The 18713-nt window shown below is 45.9% G+C and carries 20 protein-coding genes; 7 read left to right on the forward strand and 13 right to left on the reverse strand.

Going from position 1 to position 18713, the window contains the following annotated elements; genetic code table 11:
- Positions 1-38 precede the first annotated feature (38 nt).
- On the forward strand, positions 39-692 hold the full coding sequence (locus R7Q09_RS12475) for an oxygen-insensitive NAD(P)H-dependent nitroreductase NfsB (RefSeq protein WP_005480118.1): 654 nt from the start codon (positions 39-41) through the stop codon (positions 690-692).
- Positions 693-761: 69 nt separating this feature from the next.
- Positions 762-1052: a putative quinol monooxygenase gene (locus R7Q09_RS12480; protein WP_005484222.1), complete on the forward strand. Its 291-nt coding sequence runs from the start codon at positions 762-764 to the stop codon at positions 1050-1052.
- Here R7Q09_RS12480 and R7Q09_RS12485 read toward each other — a convergent pair.
- Entirely contained in the window at positions 1049-1972 is a 924-nt protein-coding gene (locus R7Q09_RS12485; protein WP_318070898.1) for a LysR family transcriptional regulator, read from the reverse strand. The two genes, R7Q09_RS12480 and R7Q09_RS12485, sit on opposite strands and share 4 nt — an antisense overlap.
- A gap of 132 nt (positions 1973-2104) precedes the next feature.
- On the opposite strand from R7Q09_RS12485, the gene R7Q09_RS12490 reads away from it, so the two are divergent.
- A complete protein-coding gene (locus R7Q09_RS12490) occupies positions 2105-2323 on the forward strand; it encodes a VF530 family DNA-binding protein (RefSeq protein ID WP_025613103.1) in 219 nt (72 codons plus the stop codon).
- 1400 nt (positions 2324-3723) lie between these two features.
- Here the strand turns inward: R7Q09_RS12490 and R7Q09_RS12495 are convergent.
- Positions 3724-4176, reverse strand: coding sequence for an acyl-CoA thioesterase (locus tag R7Q09_RS12495; RefSeq protein WP_005374933.1), 453 nt, complete (start codon positions 4174-4176; stop codon positions 3724-3726).
- A gap of 210 nt (positions 4177-4386) precedes the next feature.
- Between R7Q09_RS12495 and R7Q09_RS12500 the strand changes: the two genes are divergently transcribed.
- Both R7Q09_RS12500 and R7Q09_RS12505 read left to right on the forward strand, forming a co-directional pair.
- Complete coding sequence (locus R7Q09_RS12500; protein WP_062730902.1) at positions 4387-5151, forward strand: ferredoxin--NADP reductase; 765 nt, start codon at positions 4387-4389, stop codon at positions 5149-5151.
- 180 nt (positions 5152-5331) lie between these two features.
- Positions 5332-5778 carry an RDD family protein gene (locus R7Q09_RS12505; protein ID WP_047102393.1) on the forward strand — a complete coding sequence of 149 codons (447 nt, stop codon included), beginning with the start codon at positions 5332-5334 and terminating at the stop codon, positions 5776-5778.
- Positions 5779-5837: 59 nt separating this feature from the next.
- On the opposite strand, the gene R7Q09_RS12510 is transcribed toward R7Q09_RS12505, so the two are convergent.
- The 10 genes from R7Q09_RS12510 to R7Q09_RS12555 all read right to left on the reverse strand — a co-directional run bounded on the left by R7Q09_RS12510 (position 5838) and on the right by R7Q09_RS12555 (position 17037).
- Positions 5838-6509: a DUF2057 domain-containing protein gene (locus R7Q09_RS12510; RefSeq protein WP_017634411.1), complete on the reverse strand. Its 672-nt coding sequence runs from the start codon at positions 6507-6509 to the stop codon at positions 5838-5840.
- Positions 6510-6725: 216 nt separating this feature from the next.
- Positions 6726-7874, reverse strand: a complete 1149-nt coding sequence (locus R7Q09_RS12515) for an AI-2E family transporter (RefSeq protein WP_005386936.1) — start codon at positions 7872-7874, stop codon at positions 6726-6728.
- Positions 7867-8553: a potassium channel family protein gene (locus tag R7Q09_RS12520; protein ID WP_017634413.1), complete on the reverse strand. Its 687-nt coding sequence runs from the start codon at positions 8551-8553 to the stop codon at positions 7867-7869. The genes R7Q09_RS12515 and R7Q09_RS12520 overlap by 8 nt, the downstream gene beginning before the upstream one ends.
- Before the next feature lie 16 nt (positions 8554-8569).
- Positions 8570-9460: an HlyD family secretion protein gene (locus R7Q09_RS12525; RefSeq protein WP_047102391.1), complete on the reverse strand. Its 891-nt coding sequence runs from the start codon at positions 9458-9460 to the stop codon at positions 8570-8572.
- A gap of 12 nt (positions 9461-9472) precedes the next feature.
- Positions 9473-9676, reverse strand: coding sequence for a DUF1656 domain-containing protein (locus R7Q09_RS12530; RefSeq protein ID WP_005374946.1), 204 nt, complete (start codon positions 9674-9676; stop codon positions 9473-9475).
- Positions 9676-11319 carry a TolC family protein gene (locus tag R7Q09_RS12535; RefSeq protein ID WP_017820551.1) on the reverse strand — a complete coding sequence of 548 codons (1644 nt, stop codon included), beginning with the start codon at positions 11317-11319 and terminating at the stop codon, positions 9676-9678. Before R7Q09_RS12535 ends, R7Q09_RS12530 begins: the two co-directional genes overlap by 1 nt.
- A gap of 10 nt (positions 11320-11329) precedes the next feature.
- Positions 11330-13504: an FUSC family protein gene (locus tag R7Q09_RS12540; RefSeq protein WP_318070896.1), complete on the reverse strand. Its 2175-nt coding sequence runs from the start codon at positions 13502-13504 to the stop codon at positions 11330-11332.
- 388 nt (positions 13505-13892) lie between these two features.
- Positions 13893-14762, reverse strand: a complete 870-nt coding sequence (locus R7Q09_RS12545; protein WP_262606630.1) for a DMT family transporter — start codon at positions 14760-14762, stop codon at positions 13893-13895.
- Between the two features lie 141 nt (positions 14763-14903).
- Positions 14904-15872 carry an HTH-type transcriptional regulator YidZ gene (gene yidZ, locus R7Q09_RS12550; protein WP_318070895.1) on the reverse strand — a complete coding sequence of 323 codons (969 nt, stop codon included), beginning with the start codon at positions 15870-15872 and terminating at the stop codon, positions 14904-14906.
- Positions 15847-17037 carry an MFS transporter gene (locus R7Q09_RS12555; protein WP_182038072.1) on the reverse strand — a complete coding sequence of 397 codons (1191 nt, stop codon included), beginning with the start codon at positions 17035-17037 and terminating at the stop codon, positions 15847-15849. The genes yidZ and R7Q09_RS12555 overlap by 26 nt, the downstream gene beginning before the upstream one ends.
- 132 nt (positions 17038-17169) lie before the next feature.
- On the opposite strand from R7Q09_RS12555, the gene R7Q09_RS12560 reads away from it, so the two are divergent.
- Together R7Q09_RS12560 and R7Q09_RS12565 are read left to right on the forward strand one after the other, a co-directional pair.
- Positions 17170-17640: a GNAT family N-acetyltransferase gene (locus R7Q09_RS12560; RefSeq protein ID WP_005499894.1), complete on the forward strand. Its 471-nt coding sequence runs from the start codon at positions 17170-17172 to the stop codon at positions 17638-17640.
- Between the two features lie 24 nt (positions 17641-17664).
- On the forward strand, positions 17665-18123 hold the full coding sequence (locus tag R7Q09_RS12565) for a GNAT family N-acetyltransferase (protein WP_005386911.1): 459 nt from the start codon (positions 17665-17667) through the stop codon (positions 18121-18123).
- 34 nt (positions 18124-18157) lie between these two features.
- Here R7Q09_RS12565 and R7Q09_RS12570 read toward each other — a convergent pair whose 3' ends face one another.
- On the reverse strand, positions 18158-18670 hold the full coding sequence (locus R7Q09_RS12570; protein WP_005374970.1) for a DUF2799 domain-containing protein: 513 nt from the start codon (positions 18668-18670) through the stop codon (positions 18158-18160).
- Positions 18671-18713 lie beyond the last annotated feature (43 nt).

Genomic DNA, 18713 nt, shown 5'->3' on the forward strand with positions numbered 1-18713 from the left:
GCTGTTACACAGCTTAAATTCATTAATTGGAGAACCTCATGGATATCGTACAAGCTGCAAAATCTCGTTACTCAACGAAAGTGTTTGACCCAACGCGCAAGCTACCTCAAGAAAAAATCGATGCAGTTAAAGAGCTGATTCGTTTTAGTCCATCGAGTGTGAACTCCCAGCCTTGGCATTTCATTCTGGCAAGCACAGAAGAAGGCAAGCAGCGCATCGCTAAAGCGGCGCAAGAGAATTACGCGTTTAACGCGGCGAAGATTCTCAACGCTTCTCACGTATTGGTGTTTTGTGCGAAAACAGGCATTGATAACGACTACATTGAAGCGCTAATGGCGCAAGAAGAAAAAGATGGCCGATTCCCAACCGAAGAAGCGAAAGCGGCTGTGCGTGGTGGTCGTAGCTACTTTGTGAACATGCACCGCTTTGATCTGAAAGATGCGAATCATTGGATGGAGAAACAAGTTTACCTCAACGTGGGTACGTTGTTGTTGGGTGCTTCGACGCTAGAAATTGATGCAGTGCCAATTGAAGGGTTTGATCCCAAAGTGCTGGATGAAGAATTTGGCTTGCGTGAAAAAGGTTACACCAGCGTTGTGATCGTGCCGCTGGGCTACCACGCGGAAGATGACTTCAACGCGAAAACGCCAAAGTCTCGCTGGGACGCAGAAACCGTATTCACCGAGATCTAATTCGAGCTTACTTGCAGGTGACGTAGAACCCTGTAATCAATATATAAATCGCAAAAGAGTGATAAAACGATGATCCACTTAGTTGCAGAAGTGAAAGCCTATCCAGATAGTAAGGATCAGGTGGTGAATTTGCTTGCTGGTTTACTAGAGCCAACTCGTCAAGAAGAAGGCTGTTGCCAATACGAGTTGTATCTCGACGAAAAAGTTGATGGCCTATTTATGTTCCAAGAGATTTGGGCATCGCAAGAGGCCTTGGATAAGCATTTGCAAAGCCCGCACATGTCGACGTTTCTTGAAACATTAGAAGAGAACGATTGGGTTGAGTATACCCAGATTCGTCCTCTTCGATTTATCGCCTAATGACAGAAGGTTGCCAGCACGTTGGCGCGTTGTTGGCAGCATTTTTGTTGGATAAAGTCGCGGAAAGTCCGAATCGTTGGCGTCAATAATCGACGATCGGCACATACCATGTAGAGCGGCACTGGGCCGCAATCCCACTCTGGTAACACTCGTACCAATCTTCCCTCGATTAAGTCTCGGCTAATGTCCATCAATGATTTATTCGCAATGCCTTTGCCTTTGATCGCTAACCGGTGTGGCAAGTCACTATCGTTGCTCAACAAGTTACCGCTGACCACGATTTGTTCTTTCTCGCTGCCACGCGTGAGCGTCCATTTGTTGTAGACCGAATCCGCGACCATGTAGCACAAGCAATTGTGTTGCGTTAAATCGGCAGGAGAGGTGAGTTCTGGATGTGTAGCTACGTACTCTGGCGATGCACATAATATCCGTTCGTTTGACCCACACAATGCCAATACGACCAGATTGGAGTCGGCCGGTTCGCCGTAGCGAATCGCAATATCGACAGGCTTGGTGTACATATCCGTCAAGCTATCGGACAGCTCTAGTTTAATGGAAACATTTGGGTAGAGATCGATGAACTCATCCACCCAATCGAGCAACATATTGCGACCAAAATCGGAGGATGCAGTAATGTGCAGCTGACCAGACAACTCCCCGCGCGCACTTGAGATCTGATCCAACCCCTCTTGCAATGTTGCCAACGCTTGCGTGGTTTTGTCTAAAAACAGTTCGCCCTCTGAGGTTAAACGCAGGCTTCGGGTGGAACGCACAAACAACGGGAAACCGATTTGCCCTTCAAGACGCTTAATCGATGCGCTAATGGCGGCTGGTGTCATGTCCATGCTGTTAGCGGCTTTTGAAAAGCTGCCTTGGCGCGCTGTTTCGACAAAAATATTGAGGTCGTTGAGGGCTTTCATCGTGAAAAGGGCTTTTATGAAGTTTGGGCTACTATAGGGGAGAGTCGTAGGCCAATTCAAGGTTAAAACATTAGGTTGCACGGCGAGTTTGAGTTAGATTAGCGCGCAACTTCACTTTACCGGATCAATAGCATGAGCCAACATCAGCCGAATAACCCACTTCACGGGTTGAGTTTAGAGAAAATCGTCACCCGACTAGTTGAACACTTTGGTTGGAATGGCATGTATGAGCGCGTTCGTGTGAACTGTTTCAAAAAAGATCCTTCAATCAAATCGTCGCTGAAGTTCCTGCGCAAAACGCAATGGGCGCGGGACAAAGTCGAAGCGCTGTATATCGAGACGTTTTGCTAACTGCTCTATGGTCAGCAGCAAGCGGTAAGTAGATTCTTAGTCTCGCTTTGGCTCGCTAGAATGACGCCACTTTTCTTATCGCGTAGGCTAGAAGAGTCGCTCTGCTGTTACGTTTAAAGCGTGATTCAGAACCTACCCTCAGGCTTGTATTGAGTCTATTCATAGCTCTATGGGCCTACAGCAGCGGTAAGTAGATTCTTAGTCTCGCTTTGGCTCGTTAGAATGACGTAGCTTTTCTTATCGCGTAGGCTGAAAGAGTAGCTCTACTGTTACGTCTAAAGCGAGATTCCGGATGATCACATAGGCTCGTCTGCAATCGCTTTTTTAGATGGTTTTGTAGAGGTCAGAGCCAAACTCGAACTGTTATTCTGAACCGAGAGGAACGAGCGTGATTCAGGATTTATCCTCAGATTGTATTGAGTTTATTCATGGCTCTATGGTCTGCAGCAAGCGGCAAGTAGATTCTTAGTCTCGCTTACCGCTTGCTAGAATGACGCAGTTTTTCTTATCGTGTAGGCTGGAAGAGTCAGCTCTGCTGATGCGTCTAAAGCGAGATTCCGGATGGTCACATAGGCTTATCTGGAATCGCTTTTTTAGATGGTTTTGTAGAGGTCAGAGCCAATCTCGAACTGTTATTCTGAACCGCGAGGAACGAGCGTGAATCAGAATCTACCTTCAGATTGTATTGAGTTTATTCATGGCTTTATGGTCTGCAGCAAGCGGCAAGTAGATTCTTAGTCTCGCTTTGGCTCGCTAGAATGACGAAGTTTTTCTTATCGCGTAGGCTGGAAGAGTCGCTCTGCTGATGCGTCTAAAGCGAGATTCCGGATGGTCACATAGGTTTATCTGGAATCGCTTTTTTAGATGGTTTTGTAGAGGTCAGAGCCAAACTCGAACCGTCATTCTGAACCGCGAGGAACGAGCGTGATTCAGAATCTACCCTCAGATTGTATTAAGTTTATTCATGGCTCTATGGTCTGTAGCAAGCGGCAAGTAGATTCTTAGTCTCACTTTGGCTCGCTAGAATGACGTAGCTTTTCTTATCGCGTAGGCTGGAAGAGTCGCGCTGCTGATGCGTCTCAAGCGAGATTTCGGATGGTCACTTAGGCTTGTCTGGAATCGCTTTTTTAGATGGTTTTGTAGAGCTCAGAGCCAAACTCGAACCGTCATTCTGAACAGCGAGGAACGAGCGTGATTCAGAATCTACTCTCAGATTGTATTGAGTTTATTCATGGCTTTATGGTCTGCAGCAAGCGGTAAGTAGATTCTTACTCTCGCTATGGCTCGCTAGAATGACGCTAGTTTTCTTATCACGCGGGCTGGAATGGTACCTCAGCATCATTCCCGATAGCGATGAAGAAGCGCTGTCGGGAACCTCGCCTTTAATCTCTCGTTTCTTGCTACTCCAAATGATGCGTACTACCCACGGTTCCTTCCAAGTCTAAAATCGACTGGCGAACGTGATCTGGAATCGCAGCTTTAACGTTGTTCTTAAAATCAAACATCACACCAGTGGCGGTCGCGATGGTCGCAATTTTACCCCACTTCTTACTCAGCACTTGGTACTCCATCGTGATGCGATCTTCTTGCATGTCGATTACGCGAGAACCGACTAATAGCGTGTCTGGGTAAGTAACAGGCAATTTGTAGCGGCATTGAGTCTCGCTCAGTACTGGTCCAATTTGCGAGGTCTGCAGGTCGACCAGCAGGTTAATTTTGTTGAAGTAATCTAAACGTGCGGTCTCGAAGTAGCGAAAATAGACCACGTTATTAACGTGTTGCAGAGCATCCATTTCACCCCATGCGACTTTTATCTCTGTGATAACGGGAAAGTCCTTTAACAGTGTGTCCATTTTTATTGCTCCTTTTTCATCTGCTTTGCCACAAATTGCGACGCGACTTATCACTTTGAGCATTTATTCTAGATGTAATCATTTAATATGTAATAAAATTGTTTTTAAAATGTGAAATGAAATAGTGGTTTGATTATGTAAACTAGAAACTTTACATAATCGATTTGAAGGCGTAAGTTTAACTAAGAGTAACCAGATAGGAGGTGTCTCATGATTGAACTCAAAGGTTTCAACCTCGCAAGAGTTGAGAAACGCATTGATTGGACAGGTGAGCTGTTCAGTTTGAGAATATCTGGCGCGCCTCTTTCATTTAAAGCTGGCCAATTCACCAAGCTTGCTTTGCTTGATGATGAAGGTAAGCCGATCAGCCGTGCTTACTCCGTGGTTAATGCGCCAAGCGAGCAATTCGATTGGTTGGAATTTCTAATAGTAGCCGACCCTCAAGGACAACTTTCTCCACGGCTCCAAAAGCTTAAATCTGGTGATAGCATTTATGTCGGTGCCACTGCACATGGCGATTTAACCCATGATTCTATTCCTAAACAGGCTCATGACCTGTGGCTGCTATCTACAGGTACGGGGATTGGACCGTTTTTATCGCTGCTGGATGATATAAACTTACCGCCTCACAATGAGCGCATTGTGCTGGTTCATGCCGTTCGTTTCGAAAAAGATCTGGTTTATAAATACCTAATTGAACAGCTTCAGCAACGATATGAAGGCAGATTAAAGTATATACCGATAGTCAGCAGGGAGGTGGTTGATGGTAAATTACAAGGCCGAATTCCTGAACTCATCGAATCGGGTTTACTGTCCAACGCCGCTGATGCGCCATTCTCAGCTCAGCGTAGCTTTGTCATGATGTGTGGGAATCCACAAATGATCAAAGATACCGTGCCCGTCTTACAAGAGCTAGGCTTGGAAAAGTATCGCCATCAAACCGGGGGAAATATCATTTACGAACGTTACTGGTAGCGTTTTGTTAAATTGATACGGTTATGCTCAAGATGTAATGATTACTTTTGAGATACGACCGCGATTTAGTATGTTCTTAGTTGAATATTATGTTGGCAATACCTAAACTGCGCTCACCATTGCGCGTCTGTACACTCAGTCATTCTCGCTTAACCAATTACATTGAGGTGACTGAAGTCCATGTATGCTTTTATCGCGAGCAAGCAACAGAGAATCATTGCTGGTTTTATCGACCTGCTCTTTACGATGGTGGTCGTGTTAATCATCGCATTGAGTATTAACTCTTTTCTTAACGACTTTCAGCTCTCTTTAGCAGATAACCTCACGCTTGTTCGTGAAACTCAGGCGTTTTACTTGCTTTCTTTACCAACGGTTTTAATGATCAACTGGAATGCATTGAGTCATGGGCAAACCATTGGTATGCGCATGATTGGTATTAAAGTTGTAATGAAAAATGATAGTAAGGCAACGAAAGTTACAGCAGGGTTAAGGCTTGTTATTAGCTACTTGCTGGAGATGCTCATTCCGGGGATCCCGTTGGTAAATTTGGCATTGTTGTTCTTTCATCCGGAGCGACGTTTGTTGCATGACTTGATCGCCAATACTAAAGTTGTCCAAGCTTCCTAATTTTTGATCAAAAAAGCCACGTGAAGTGGCTTTTTTAATATCGATAAAGTTAACCAGATTTACTGTTGATTAACATATTTCTTAAAGCGAGCTTTGGTTTCTGCGTCTGCTTTTTGGTACCAGAAGTGCAGCATCTCTTCAGCTGTCGAATCCGCTTTAACCGCAGTTGCTCTCACTTGCTTCATATCCGCAGGAACCTTTGCAGGAAGCGTGACTGGCTGCATGGTTGCTGCGCCAGCAAAAGCCACGGCTGCTGCACCGCCAGCTTGGTTATAATCTTCGATTTCACGTACGTAATCACGACCGATTTGCATACCCGGTTTGAGCAACTTGTCCTGGTCAACCGCGATTGCGTTGCCAGAATCATCAACCAGTTTCCAATCTAAGTCTTTGATCTTCTCTTCCGCATCACGTAGGTTGCGGTATTCTGGCATTTGTAGAGTGAGTTCGGCATTGGTCGCGTCAAATCGTGTAACGATAACATCGCTTTCAACACTTAAACGGTCATTACCTTGGTTGAAGTAAGGGGCGAAACGAAATACGACTTGGTTAAGGCCATCAGGTAACGTCAGTGTTCTTTCAGAGGCGAAAAAACCACCCGAAAGATCTGCTTTTTCACCGTTAGCCGCTAATACTGAAACGTTGTCAGGAACACTCACGGTTACATCTGCGAATGCCATGCCACTCATTGCGAGAGCAAGCGCACAAGTTAAAGGCTTGATCAATTTCATTGTTTTTATCCTAAGCAAATTAGTGGTCATCGAGAGTGCATCGTTCATTGCCCGATTGCAACTCCCAAGTGTAATAAGTATGAAAATTTAACAAGAACGTCATTTTTATCGCATTTATTACGACGAAACTGTGATCCAAATAGAATCAAACCGCTGAAATGCAGCGGTTTGATATCATAAGTTATAGATTAAATTTCTTTCTAACTTATTGATTTATTAAATGCCAGCACCGTGTCCAGGTTCTGATTGGTCATCAGAAGCGTCTTGTTGTTCTGCCATTTCTTCTTGCTGTTGTGCTTTCTCAATGCTCAACCACCAAACAAATAACTCATACCAAATTGCTAGGATAACGGCACCTAAGAACAGACCAACGATACCGTAGAAAAGCATACCACCGATGGCACCGAGCAGAATCACAGGCATTGGCACGTCGACGCCACGTCCCATTAACATTGGTTTGAACAGGTTTTCAGAAAGAGCCGCAACTACGACCCAAACAGTAAACATGGTTGCTGTTGAGGTGTCTTGGGTCATGTACATGAAGCCAATCACAGGTAGCACTGCGAGCAACGCCGGGAGCTGAGCGATACATAAAATCATTAGAAGCAGTGTGAGTAAACCTGCTGCCGGAACGCCAAATACGAAGAAACCAGCACCGATCAACAGTGCTTGAATCGCTGCTACACCGACTACGCCAAGCAGTACGCTTTTAATTGTCGCAGCGATAAGCGTGGTCCAGCTTTTTGCGTTTTCACCAGCGGTTCGAATCGCGATGGTTCTTAAGCCTGATGCTGCAGATTCAGAGTACGTCATGAAACCTGCTGCAATCGCAAGTGACAAGATTGAAAGCAGTAAACTTCCCAATACGCCCCCCAGTGTACCCAGTAAAGATGTGAGTCCTGCCTTTATTTGTGGCATAAAGGTTTGAATAGCTTGTTCAAGATTAGTAGCGAATAGGGTCCACACTTCGTAGAGCTTATCACCCACGATAGGCCAATCCGCTACGGAAGGTTTTGGCCCTGGTATTTTCACTTGTCCATTTTGTAGTACTTCAAGCGCGTGCGTTGCACCATCCACAATGGAGCCTGATACCATAACAAGTGGCGTGACAAGGAGGGCAATACCAAGTAAAGCAATGGTTGTGGCTGCCAAGCCTCTACGACCACCATATACACGCTGCAATTTTTGGGTAAGCGGCATTAAAGCGACGGCTATAATAGCGCCCCAAATAACCGGAAGGATGAAGGGTTTGATGATGTCGTACGTAAACATCAGCAAGACAAAGATCAAGCCAATGCGTATTGCCGATTCCACCATATTACTGATGAAAAGCTTACTGTCGATTTTTACCGATTGTTTATCCATTTTTGTTTACCTGATGATCAATGTTAGAACTGACGAGACTTGAAACAACAATCGCCATATAAAAAACACCTGTGATGGCCTCTAAATACACCACGACTTGAGCCAGTGGTGTTAGAGGACTAATGTCGCCATAACCGAGCGTGGTTAAGGTAACGAAACTGAAATACGCTGCATTGGAGAAGTTCTGCCCCCAAGAAATCGCTTCCATACCGGTAAAGGCTTCAGGCGAAAACTCAAGCAGAATGAGGTAGGCAATCGCCCACATCAGACCAAGCAGCAAGAAAAGCGCTACCGAGCCAATGACTTTGTTGCTGTTGACATGGCCGGTGAAAAGAATCTGTCTTGCGATGGATTTGAAAGTGCCGAAAAAGAACGCAAAGGTGAGGGCAAGCATCACCACATTCATCTCTCTGATGTCGAAAACGGTCTTGATCACAATCACAAGAACCCAAACACCAAACAGGCTGTAGAGGAAACGAGACCAGGTTTTGTCAAAGCGAAGGCTCGCAAAACAGACGATAAACGTCAGAACCGTGAAAGCCTGAAGTATGTGTTCAATCGTCCCTTCACCTACTACTTGTGCCATCGCACTCCCTAGCAACAAAATCACTAGCGCTAAGGTTAGATAGAAGAAGTTGTTTTCTTCATTAATGTTTTTGAGGTTTTTACCAATGACCATGGCTCTTCTCACTTAGTTATTGTTCACTGTCTGCGGATGACTCTTTCATCACCATGATGGACGCAGAAAGCCCGAATCGAAGATCAACATCTTCAGGAAGTTCTTGTAGGGAGATTCGCACCGGAATACGTTGTGCTAGGCGAATCCACTGAAAAACAGGGTTTACGTTTGGAAGAAGGTTGTAGCCGACCGTGCCGTCTTTGGGCGCAATACCCCAACCAATCGAGTCAACCGTCGCGTCAATTGGCGTGTCTGGGTGAGACATCAAAGTGACACGCGCTTGGCTGCCAGGTTCGATTTGCGCAAGTTGGTTTTCACGGAAGAAACCAAATACCCAAAAGCTGTTTTTGTCGATCAGTGCGAGCAGTGGTTGGTTTGCGACCGCTTGCGTACCGTTTCTAATATCGAGGTTAGATACAAAACCATCGACGGTCGCATAAACTTTGGTAAAGCTGAGGTTAAGGCGTGCTGATTTTAGTTGTTCTTCTGCAGATTTGATTTGCAGTAGCGATTCTTCGTAAGCGATTTCACGACGAATCAGATCCTTATGAGAAACTGCGCCACGGTCTTTGGCACGAATGTCTTTTAAGCGGTCATATTCGATTTTTTTACCGCGAGAGCTAACAATGGAGCGCTCCAGTGCTACTTCGGCTTGAGATAACGCAACCTGGTAAGTCGCAGGGTCGATTTCAAACAGTAAATCCCCCGTTTTTACTTCTTGGTTGTCTTGCACCGCGACATTTACAATTGGGCCTGATACGCGAGGAGCCACTTTGATGACGTTAGCACGCACTTGCCCATCTCGTGTCCATGGGTTATTAAAGTATTCCTCAAACTTTTGATAGCCGAGCCAAGCTGCGCCACCAAGAATGACAAGATTGAGTGCGATTACGAATAGTTTTTTCATCTTGTTTGGCACCTAAAATTGAATATAAAAGCTGTCGATGGCCACCACATAACCGACCATGATGGCAATAAACGTCAGAGACGGAAAAGCGATGAAGCGAGACAAACGTGTCTTGTTCAATATCATCACCGTTATCCACGTGGCCGTGACGGCTAGAAAGAGCACGAGTAGCGTAGGAGAAAAGTAAACGTCTCCCCAAGAGAGTTCATGAGGCATTACCGATCCTCCGTTTTGTTTTCATCACTGGTCTCAGCCGGAGTTTCGAGTCGCAAAGGCGGCAATACGCGGTTTTCTTCATTTAAATAACTTCCCCAGTCAGTGCGCTCTGTCATCTGCGTGGCAATCGATTCACTGATGAAAGGTTTGCCTGTTTGGGTTTGCCAGCCTCCACCGAGGGCTTTGTAGAGCGCGACAACTTGGTTCGCAACATTACCTTTGATCGTTGCGTAGCTGTCTTCTGCGCGGGTCATTTTTTCTACCGAGTTAAGCAGACGTTCGAATGAAATTTGTCCGTTTTCGTACTGTGTCATGGATATGTTGAACGCACGAATGGAAGAGTTGACCGATTGCAAGCGTAAATCTTTTTGCTGCAAATACAGGTCATATGCTTCGATTGCATTGGTGACTTCATTAACGGCTTGCAGTACCTTTTTGTTGTAGTTCGTCAGCGTTTCTTGGAAGCGAGCATCTTCGAAACGAATGTTATTTTTCACGCGTCCGTATTGGAAAATGTTCCAACTGAACGTTGGGCCAACCACCATGGTGAGCGAATCGCTAAAACTGAAACTGCTGCCATCGGGAACCGTACTGTCGATACCGATGGAACCGAACAACGAAAAGCTTGGGTACAGAGCGGTTTCTGCCACGCCAATCTGCGCACTTTGCGCGCGAGCTTGCATCTCAGAGACTTGCAAATCCGGACGTCGCATCACTAAGTTAGCATCCACTTGCGTATCCAAAAGCGGTGGACGTGGCACAATGGAGCGCTCGTCGGTGCCCGATAGCGCCGATTTTCTGCCCGTTGATTTGAACTGGGCTTCGTACTCAGCGATTTGCTTGTGCATCCCATCCGACTGTAGCAGTCCATCTACTTCTTCTGGTAACAGACCCAGTAGCAAAGCCAACACAGTACGTGATTGCTTCATTGCCACTTCGAGGCTCGGTAGCGCTGCTTTGGTGGTGTAGAGTTGGTTTTTAGCTTGTTGAACGTCCAATTCTGTAACGTTGCCAGAGTCGAACTGCACCTGAGTAATACGTACGACACGCTCTTGAATCTCGATATTGCGGCGAGACAGCAAAATACGTTCTTGGAATGTGCGATAGTTGATGTAATTGCGCGCCACTTCGGCGGTTATGGTAACCATGATGTCGTGATACGATGCGATGGATGCGTAGTAACCCGCTTCTGCCGACTCAATACCGCGAGCATACTTGCCCCAAACATCCATTTCCCAAGCAGCATCAAACGACAAAGTGGCGTTATTCACGCCCTGATCATTTACGTAGGCACGCGCTAGGTTTCCTGACACGGTTTGAACTTGTGGGTATTGCAAGCCAGTCGAAATACCAAGCAATGAACGTGCTTGTACAATTCGTAGCCCTGCGGCTTCTAAATCGAGGTTTTGTTTGCTCGCCAACTCAACCAGCTGATTAAGAGTCGAGTCATTAAATTGCTGCCACCATTGTTGTAGCTGTTGCTCTGATTGCTGCGTATCTTTGGCTGCTTTTTGCACCGACCAGTCACTTGGCAGTGGCGCCTGCTTTGGATGAACATAATCTGGTCCTACCGTGGTACACGCACTGAGTCCGAGCAAAGAAAGTATGGCGAGGCTTGGTTTGGTTAGTTTTGGAAGCATCATATCCCCACCTTTAAAAACGCTTCTGTTGTAAGTTCACCCAATCGATATCCTCGTAGGTTTGCTTGCAATGCTTGATTGCTTCGAACACGTTCCGTTTTAAATTCAGCAAGATATAAAAACCGGCTATCTCTGAATAAGCGTAGTCAGATAAATCCAACTCACTAAAAAAATCTTCCAGTTTATCTTCGAATGTTTGGTAATCCTGACTGTATTGGTCGAATACGGAGTCGAGTTCTTGTGTTGCTTGATGGCTAGCTAAAGCGCCAGCCATCAAAGGAATGATGGAATCGCGGTGCTGTTGGCGAAGCTTAGTAATCAGCGGATTGGTCATCAACTTTTTCTCGGCGGCCATTAAGATGTTGATGTGATTACTGAGTACATCACACGCTTTGCTGAACGCGCCAATCGCTTCTGGCGTGGTTTTATCAAAGTGTTTGTGGTTGATTTTCGAACCCCAGACTTTGAGCTTTTTCGATGAGACATTGAGCGTCACCAAGTGTAAGGCCCGTTTGGGCGGCGTAATAACCGAGCTAGACTGCTGTTGATAGGTAGTGAACAGCTCTCGGGTATGTCGGAAGTAGCGTTCTTTTATGGTCAAAAAGAGGTGTTCTGGTCGTGAGCTAAACGGGAAGTAGTGCGCGAAAATAATCATGAACACCACCATGTAGAACAACAGCATGATCGTCATGAGGATCCCGAAGTGATAAAACATGTTGTTGTCTAAACCGAGAACAAACAAGCCAATCATATAGAAAATCGTCACTGGCCCGTTAAACAGATAAAAACCGATAAAGGTGTAGATAAAGATGAACAGGCCAAGTTCTAACCCGAGATCCAATTGCGGAAGAATGAAGACGTAAGAAGGCACCGCGAACAAGAAGCCGAAAGTGAACAGCACAAGCAACAAAATTGGGTGCACAGGCACGAACGACAGCAAAGACATAAACATGGTCGAGAAGACCACGAACGAGTAGCCGCCTGGTGGATTGAAATAAATCCAAATCAGTCCAGCAACCCAATAAGTGACAAAGGTTTTGACCGCGGTTTTAAAGTTTTCTGCGTCCCACCATAGAAACTTGCCTTTCGGTTTCGGCAGTGGCACGTCAAAGGAGACATTGTTCGTCACAGAGTCAATACAGCTAATGCTCTCCGCTAAACGCGACAAGTTTTGATGCATCAGTTCCAACAGGTGACCAAGCGTAAGCGCAGAGCCTTTCTCTAGGTGAGCTGCGTCTTCTAGCAACGCTTGGTTGTATTTGACTTTGAATTCCTGAGCACGATAAGCGGGTTCTTTTTTTTCCCAGACTTGTTGGCAGGTATCAAATAGCGCGTCAATTTCCGCCACGGCTTGATCAAAGTTGCTGATGCTTTCACGGTCTTGCTGGTGGCTAAAGTGGCTGTGCGCCGCGACGGTCAATTGTTGCGTTACCTGCTTGTTCAAATGAACTGCCAAGCGCCACTCTTTCATGTAGGCCGACACGTCGCTGCATTCCACACTGACCGTGGCAAAGCGCTGTTCGAGTGCATTTTGAGCGGCAAACATCTGTTCGATGAGAGTGTCCACGCTAGGTTGTGGCTCTTCCGCTTCTGGATTTTCTTCTCCGCCTTCTTGAGGAGAGATTTGCCCTGCCGATTTTTGCTCGAAATTTTGCAAGATAGAGGTGAACAACGCGCGTTGTGCTTGGTTGAGTTGTTCGATGAGCTGTCTTAGGTTTTGTTCTGTTTTGGTCGGGAATAAGAAAGTCCCCACGAGTGTGTAAACCACCACCCCAAACACCGTCATGTAGGCGCGGTCAACGCCATAAAGAAACGCACCTTCTGCGTCACCGCCATTGGACATCATCAGTGTCATCACGCCGGTCAGCATGAGTAGCGTTGGATCTTTTTGATAGGCATTACGGAAGTAAAAAATGAATGAGACCACAACCGACACGCTCAGCATGTACAGCAAGCGGTCTTGAGCAAACAACCCCACCAGTAACAAGCCAACCACGGCACCAACCAATGTACCTAACACGCGTAAGGTACCTTTGGCGAGTGATTCACGACGACTGCCTGTCGATGCAATCAGCATTACAGTAGTTGCGGCCGTCGATGCTTGCGGCCAACCCATGGCAAACGGGATCAGATAAGCCAGAGTCAGGCTAAGCGATACTTTAATAGCGAATTTTATTTTGTCGTTCATAGTGTCAAAGTTTGCTCAGGCTTATCGTTATAAGTTGATGAATTTCTTATATGAATAATCAGAATCTTGTTCTGAATAAATTCGGGGGGCGGAATATAGCGGGTGAAAAAGTGTGCTTTGTAAACCCTTTGTCAAAACACAAAGTGCGTATTTGGCTTGATCTCGTGCTAGCCCTTGGCGTTATTGGTGAAACGCCTAAAACGAGCAAATTCGCGATCTGTGATGATTCTCACTTTTGAAACAAAATCGCTGCATTGTGTGAGCCAATTCTCACCTTATATTCTTCGCCTGGTACCAAAGCAGACCACTTGTACCATCTGCAATGAGCTTTACTGCTTTAAAAAGCATAGATGATGAATGGGTATTTGAGAGGGAAAGTTATTACTTTTTATCGGCTTGCCGATTGTTCGTTTGTTTTTTTGGATCGAGATAAAAAAACCAAAGCGATCCCACCAAGAATGATGCCGCTGGTTAAAAGAGTATGCAGTGAAAGAGGCTCGTGGAGTACGATGCTGCCGAGTAGTAAAGCAATGGCTGGCACGGAAAGTTGGCTGACGGCGGCTTGAAGTAAAGAGAGCTTACGTACGACTTGGTACCAAAGTGTATAACCAAGGCCAGAGGCAATGGCACCAGATGCGATAGCGAGCAACACTCCGCTCAAAGAAAGTTGGATTGAGGACAAGATTAATGGCGAAAGGAGCACGCCAATTATTGATGCTGCGATGAATCCCCACGTGATTCCACTACTTGGAGAAGGCGCTTGTTTACCGAGCGCAGTAAACGCAGCCCAACAAACGCCAGAAATCAACATGAGAAGTGCAGAGCTAATATCGGGGCGAGTGGCAGATGGCAACATCAACCAAACAAATCCAACAATTGAAAGGCCGATACCGATGATTTCGAGAAACTGAAAGCGCTCACCTTGCCACCAATAGATTGCCAGTAACGTAAGTTGCACGGCACCAAACAAAAGCAAAGCACCAGTTCCTGTCGCCAGTTGTAAGTACGCGAAAGAGAAAAGGGCTGCGTAACCAAATAACGCCACGCCAGCAAAAAAGCGAAAGCGAGAAGTTGGCCGATCGGTTTTCCACTGACCTCTCACGACAAGCATTGCGATTAAGGTAATCGCGCCAGATATCAATCGAACGAGCGTGAAGCTTCCTGCATCAATTAACCCTTCTGCCAAGGCAAGTCGGCACAATAATGAATTGGCAGCGAACGCCAGCATTGCAATAGCTGTGAGTAAGAAGGTCGACATCCTTGATCCTTAGCGTGTAAATGAACAGCTAGTGTAGATCCAAAAGAACATTTTTATTAGTTGATAAAGTGATTAGTTATAGCTATCAGAGCAAGAAAGTCATTAAAAATAACCAGAGAAAACCTGACCTTAGCCTGAGTCTTACTGTGGTTGGGAAGGTTGTTTGTACAATGACTTAATGGTGTTTTTCAACCATAGCAATTTGGGGTTGTACGCATTGCGTTTATGCCAAATCATGGTGAATGGAATCAGTAACTTGTCTTGTTGAGCTTGGTCTAACGGAATTGGCAAGCACACCAAATCGAGATGCAGCTTTTCTGTGTAACTTTTGCAATAGTGCGGCGCGGTGGTGATCATGCCATGCGTCGGCTGCGCTGCCATAAAAAGGGATTGCTCAAAGTTGGACATCGTCAGCCCGATAGAGCGCTGTAGCCCTAGTTCCGTTAATACTTCATCCAACGCCCAAGTTTCACTTTTTTCCCAAACAATATTGATGTGTTGGTAGCTCAGAAAGGTCTCGAGATTCCACTCTTGCTGTAAAGCCGGATGATCTTTATGCAAATACACCATCGGCAGGTCATAAAATAGAATCTCAAAATCCAAGAAATAAGGCAGAAGATCCAACGACTCTTTCGATCTAGAGTGACTTTCTCGGCCGGTAAAACCGATATCCGCCTCGCCTCGAATGATGGCGTCGAGTGAATCGTAATCCCAGTTACTGGTTTTTACTTTCGCTTCAGGGTATCGCTGGTGGATAGCGACGATGAGTCTGTCCAGCACTGTGAGCACTAATGGCGACTCAATCGTGATATCAAAACGCACTCCTTTAGGCGTAATATCGCTGCGTTTTTCTGCAATTTGGCTGCCAATTTGCAGCCATTCTGCAAGATCTTGCTCCATGCTTTGCGCCAAGGGCGTTGGCGCAAGACCTTTAGGTGTTTTGACAAACAAAGGATCATCGAACCAATGACGAAGTTTGTTGAGCGACTTACTTACGGTAGAGGGCGTAACGTTCAGCTTTTTCGAGGCTTTCGAGACGCTTTGCTCTTGCAACAATAATTGCAGAGTGAACAGTAAGTTTAAATCAAGTCGCGCTAGGGATTTCTTCATAATGGGTATCGTGAACAGGCTTTGGAATCAATAGTATTAGAGCAAGGCTGATTACGCTACCTAACACTAAGATAAACACCAACATATTCAGTGCACTAACGCCGATGAAACCCATAAACCAAATATAGAACGCGGAACTACAAACTTGAGCAATGCCCAGTATTGAGCTCGCCACGCCAGCTTGTTGAGAGAATGGGCTGAGCGCTTGGCTCATGGCCACGCCAAAGCCACAAGCGAAGCCAGCGCAAATCAGCCCAAGTCCGAACACATAGTAAAAAGGTTGTCCATCATGGAAATGGGCTGCACTGAGCACGATGGCTGAACAAACGAGCAATACTTGAGAGGTTATCATTAAGGTTCGCTGTTTAAAAATCCCCAATACCAATGGTGCCGAGAACGAAATCAACATACTGATCGTCGCAGTACCAGCCATGATGGAAGAATAGCCACCGCGATCAAAACCAAGCATGCTCATCACGACAATTGGTGAAGCGTTAACAAAAGTCAGAATGGTGGTCACTCCAAGTGCAGTAATGATCAGCCTACTGATAAAAAATCGCTCGAAGAAAGTCTCTTGATGGCTCTCTGGCGCTGTCTGTTCTTCACCTTGTTGGCTGGGTAGTGATTCCTTGAGAACAAAAATGGCCAATACACTGACGAGAATGCCCATTCCTGCCATTGTGGTAAACAAACTCGGCCAAGGAAATTTCAGCATAATCAAGTGACCAATCACGGGTGCGATCACTGGAATGATACAGGTGATGCCATTGAGCATCGACAATACTTTCGCGCGGCGTTCATCGTCTAACGTGTCGCGTAAAATCGCGAATGCGACGACATAGCAAGATCCAGCCCCGATGCCTTGGCAAAAGCGAGCAATCAAGAAAGTGTTTGGTTGCTCAGCCATCCCGCCGAGAAAAGACGCGAGCACGAAGATCATCGCGCCGACGACGGCAACAGGCTTTCGTCCCACAGAGTCTGCAATTTTCCCCGCGAATAACATGGTGGTAGCCATGCCAGCTAAATAGATCGAAAACGCAATATGCAACTGAGATTCACTGGCGTTGAGATCTGACGCAATTTGAGGCAAACCAACAAGATACAAATCAATGGCAGTAGGGTAGAGTAAAACGAGTGCAAAACTACAAAGTAAAAAACGGGACATGGAAACCTCTCTATCGAATGGCGAGGATAATAGAGTGCTAAACGTTTGCCTGCGAGTGGGAAATACGACACTAGGTATTTCTATTTACGACATACCCTGTATGAATTGAGCATAAAAACAACAAGGAAGATTATGATTACCATTGAAAAGTATTCGCCTGAGCGACATGAACAAACTTGCGAACTTAGCGTGCTAGAAGAGCAATCGCAGTTTACGGTCGCGGATGTGGGTGAAATGCTTACGCGTCTTGAACCTACAGAGCTTCCGCATCTGATTCTGGCGGACGATGACGTGGTTGGCTTTTTTCTATTTGATGCTGCTTACAGCGAGAAATACGATTTTTGCCCGAAAAACAGTTTAGGCGTGCGTGCTTTGCTGGTGGATCACCGTCATCAAGGCAAAGGCATCGCCAAGCAAGCCATTCAACAGTTTGCCGATTTCGCCAAACGCCATTATCCCGAGTTTGATGCGCTTTATCTCACAGTGAATTGCCGCAACATACCCGCTTATCAGTGCTATTTAAAATCAGGGTTTGAAGATACCAATGAGCTTTACCACGGAGGCCCCGTTGGACCGCAACACATTATGAGACAGCCGCTTTAGCTAGGAAAAACCAAGGATGGAAAGATGAGGATTGAAATCGACAATTTAGAACGGCCGCAAGTGATAGCGCTGTTGGAAGGACATTTACAGGACATGTACGCCACGTCACCACCAGAAAGCGTGCATGCGTTAGATTTAGATAAGCTCAAAGCGCCAGAAGTGACATTTTGGACCGGATGGAAAGGTGAGCAACTGCTTGGGTGTGCGGCGATTAAAGAGTTGGATGACCAACACGCGGAGCTGAAATCCATGCGCACCACGCCTACGGCAAGAAACCAAGGTGTGGCATCTCAATTATTGATTCATGTGATTGAGCAAGCGAAGCAAAAAGGTTTGCAGCGCTTGAGTTTAGAAACGGGCTCGATGGAGTTTTTTAAACCAGCGCGCCTGTTGTATGAAAAGCATGGCTTTGTGTACTGCGAGCCGTTCGGGGATTACGAACTCGATCCGAACAGTCAATTCATGACCCTAGAACTGAGTTAGGGCCATGAATTTTTAGAAGCTAAATCCAATCGATTTAGAAATTCAGATTCAAGTTGATGGTTGGCGACAAGAGGCTTGAACGCTCGTCAGCCAATCGCTTTCTCTTCTCTTTCAGTCTCTTGGCATTATCTTTGTCTGGATTGCCATCAAGCTGATTATCGATGACCGAGATTTCAGTATCGATTTGTTGGATGCGTTGCTGGCGTTGATATTCTTGATGACCTAACTGGTAGTTCTCAATAAACTCTTTGCTGCTGCATACACCGTAATATTCTTTGCCTTCGATACCGACAGTGTACCCATTGTCTGGTGAGCAATATTGGATAGTGCCTTTATCAAAGCCTTCTTTCCATTTCGCTCGGTCGGGTGTCACACCCGCTTCACCACAGTCTTCGGTATAGCTATTGATAATGTTTGGATCGTTGCCATCTCGGCCATCTTGATAACCTACGTTGTACCAGTTTGCCGTTTTGCACTCATCCGGAGACATGCTGGCGCAACCTGAGAGCAAAGTCAGTAAAGCCAGGGGGATTAGCGCTCTTTTCATCAGTGACTATCCTTTAAATAAAATCGAATTGATAACTTGAGTT

Source organism: Vibrio sp. 2130-1 (assembly GCF_033339515.1).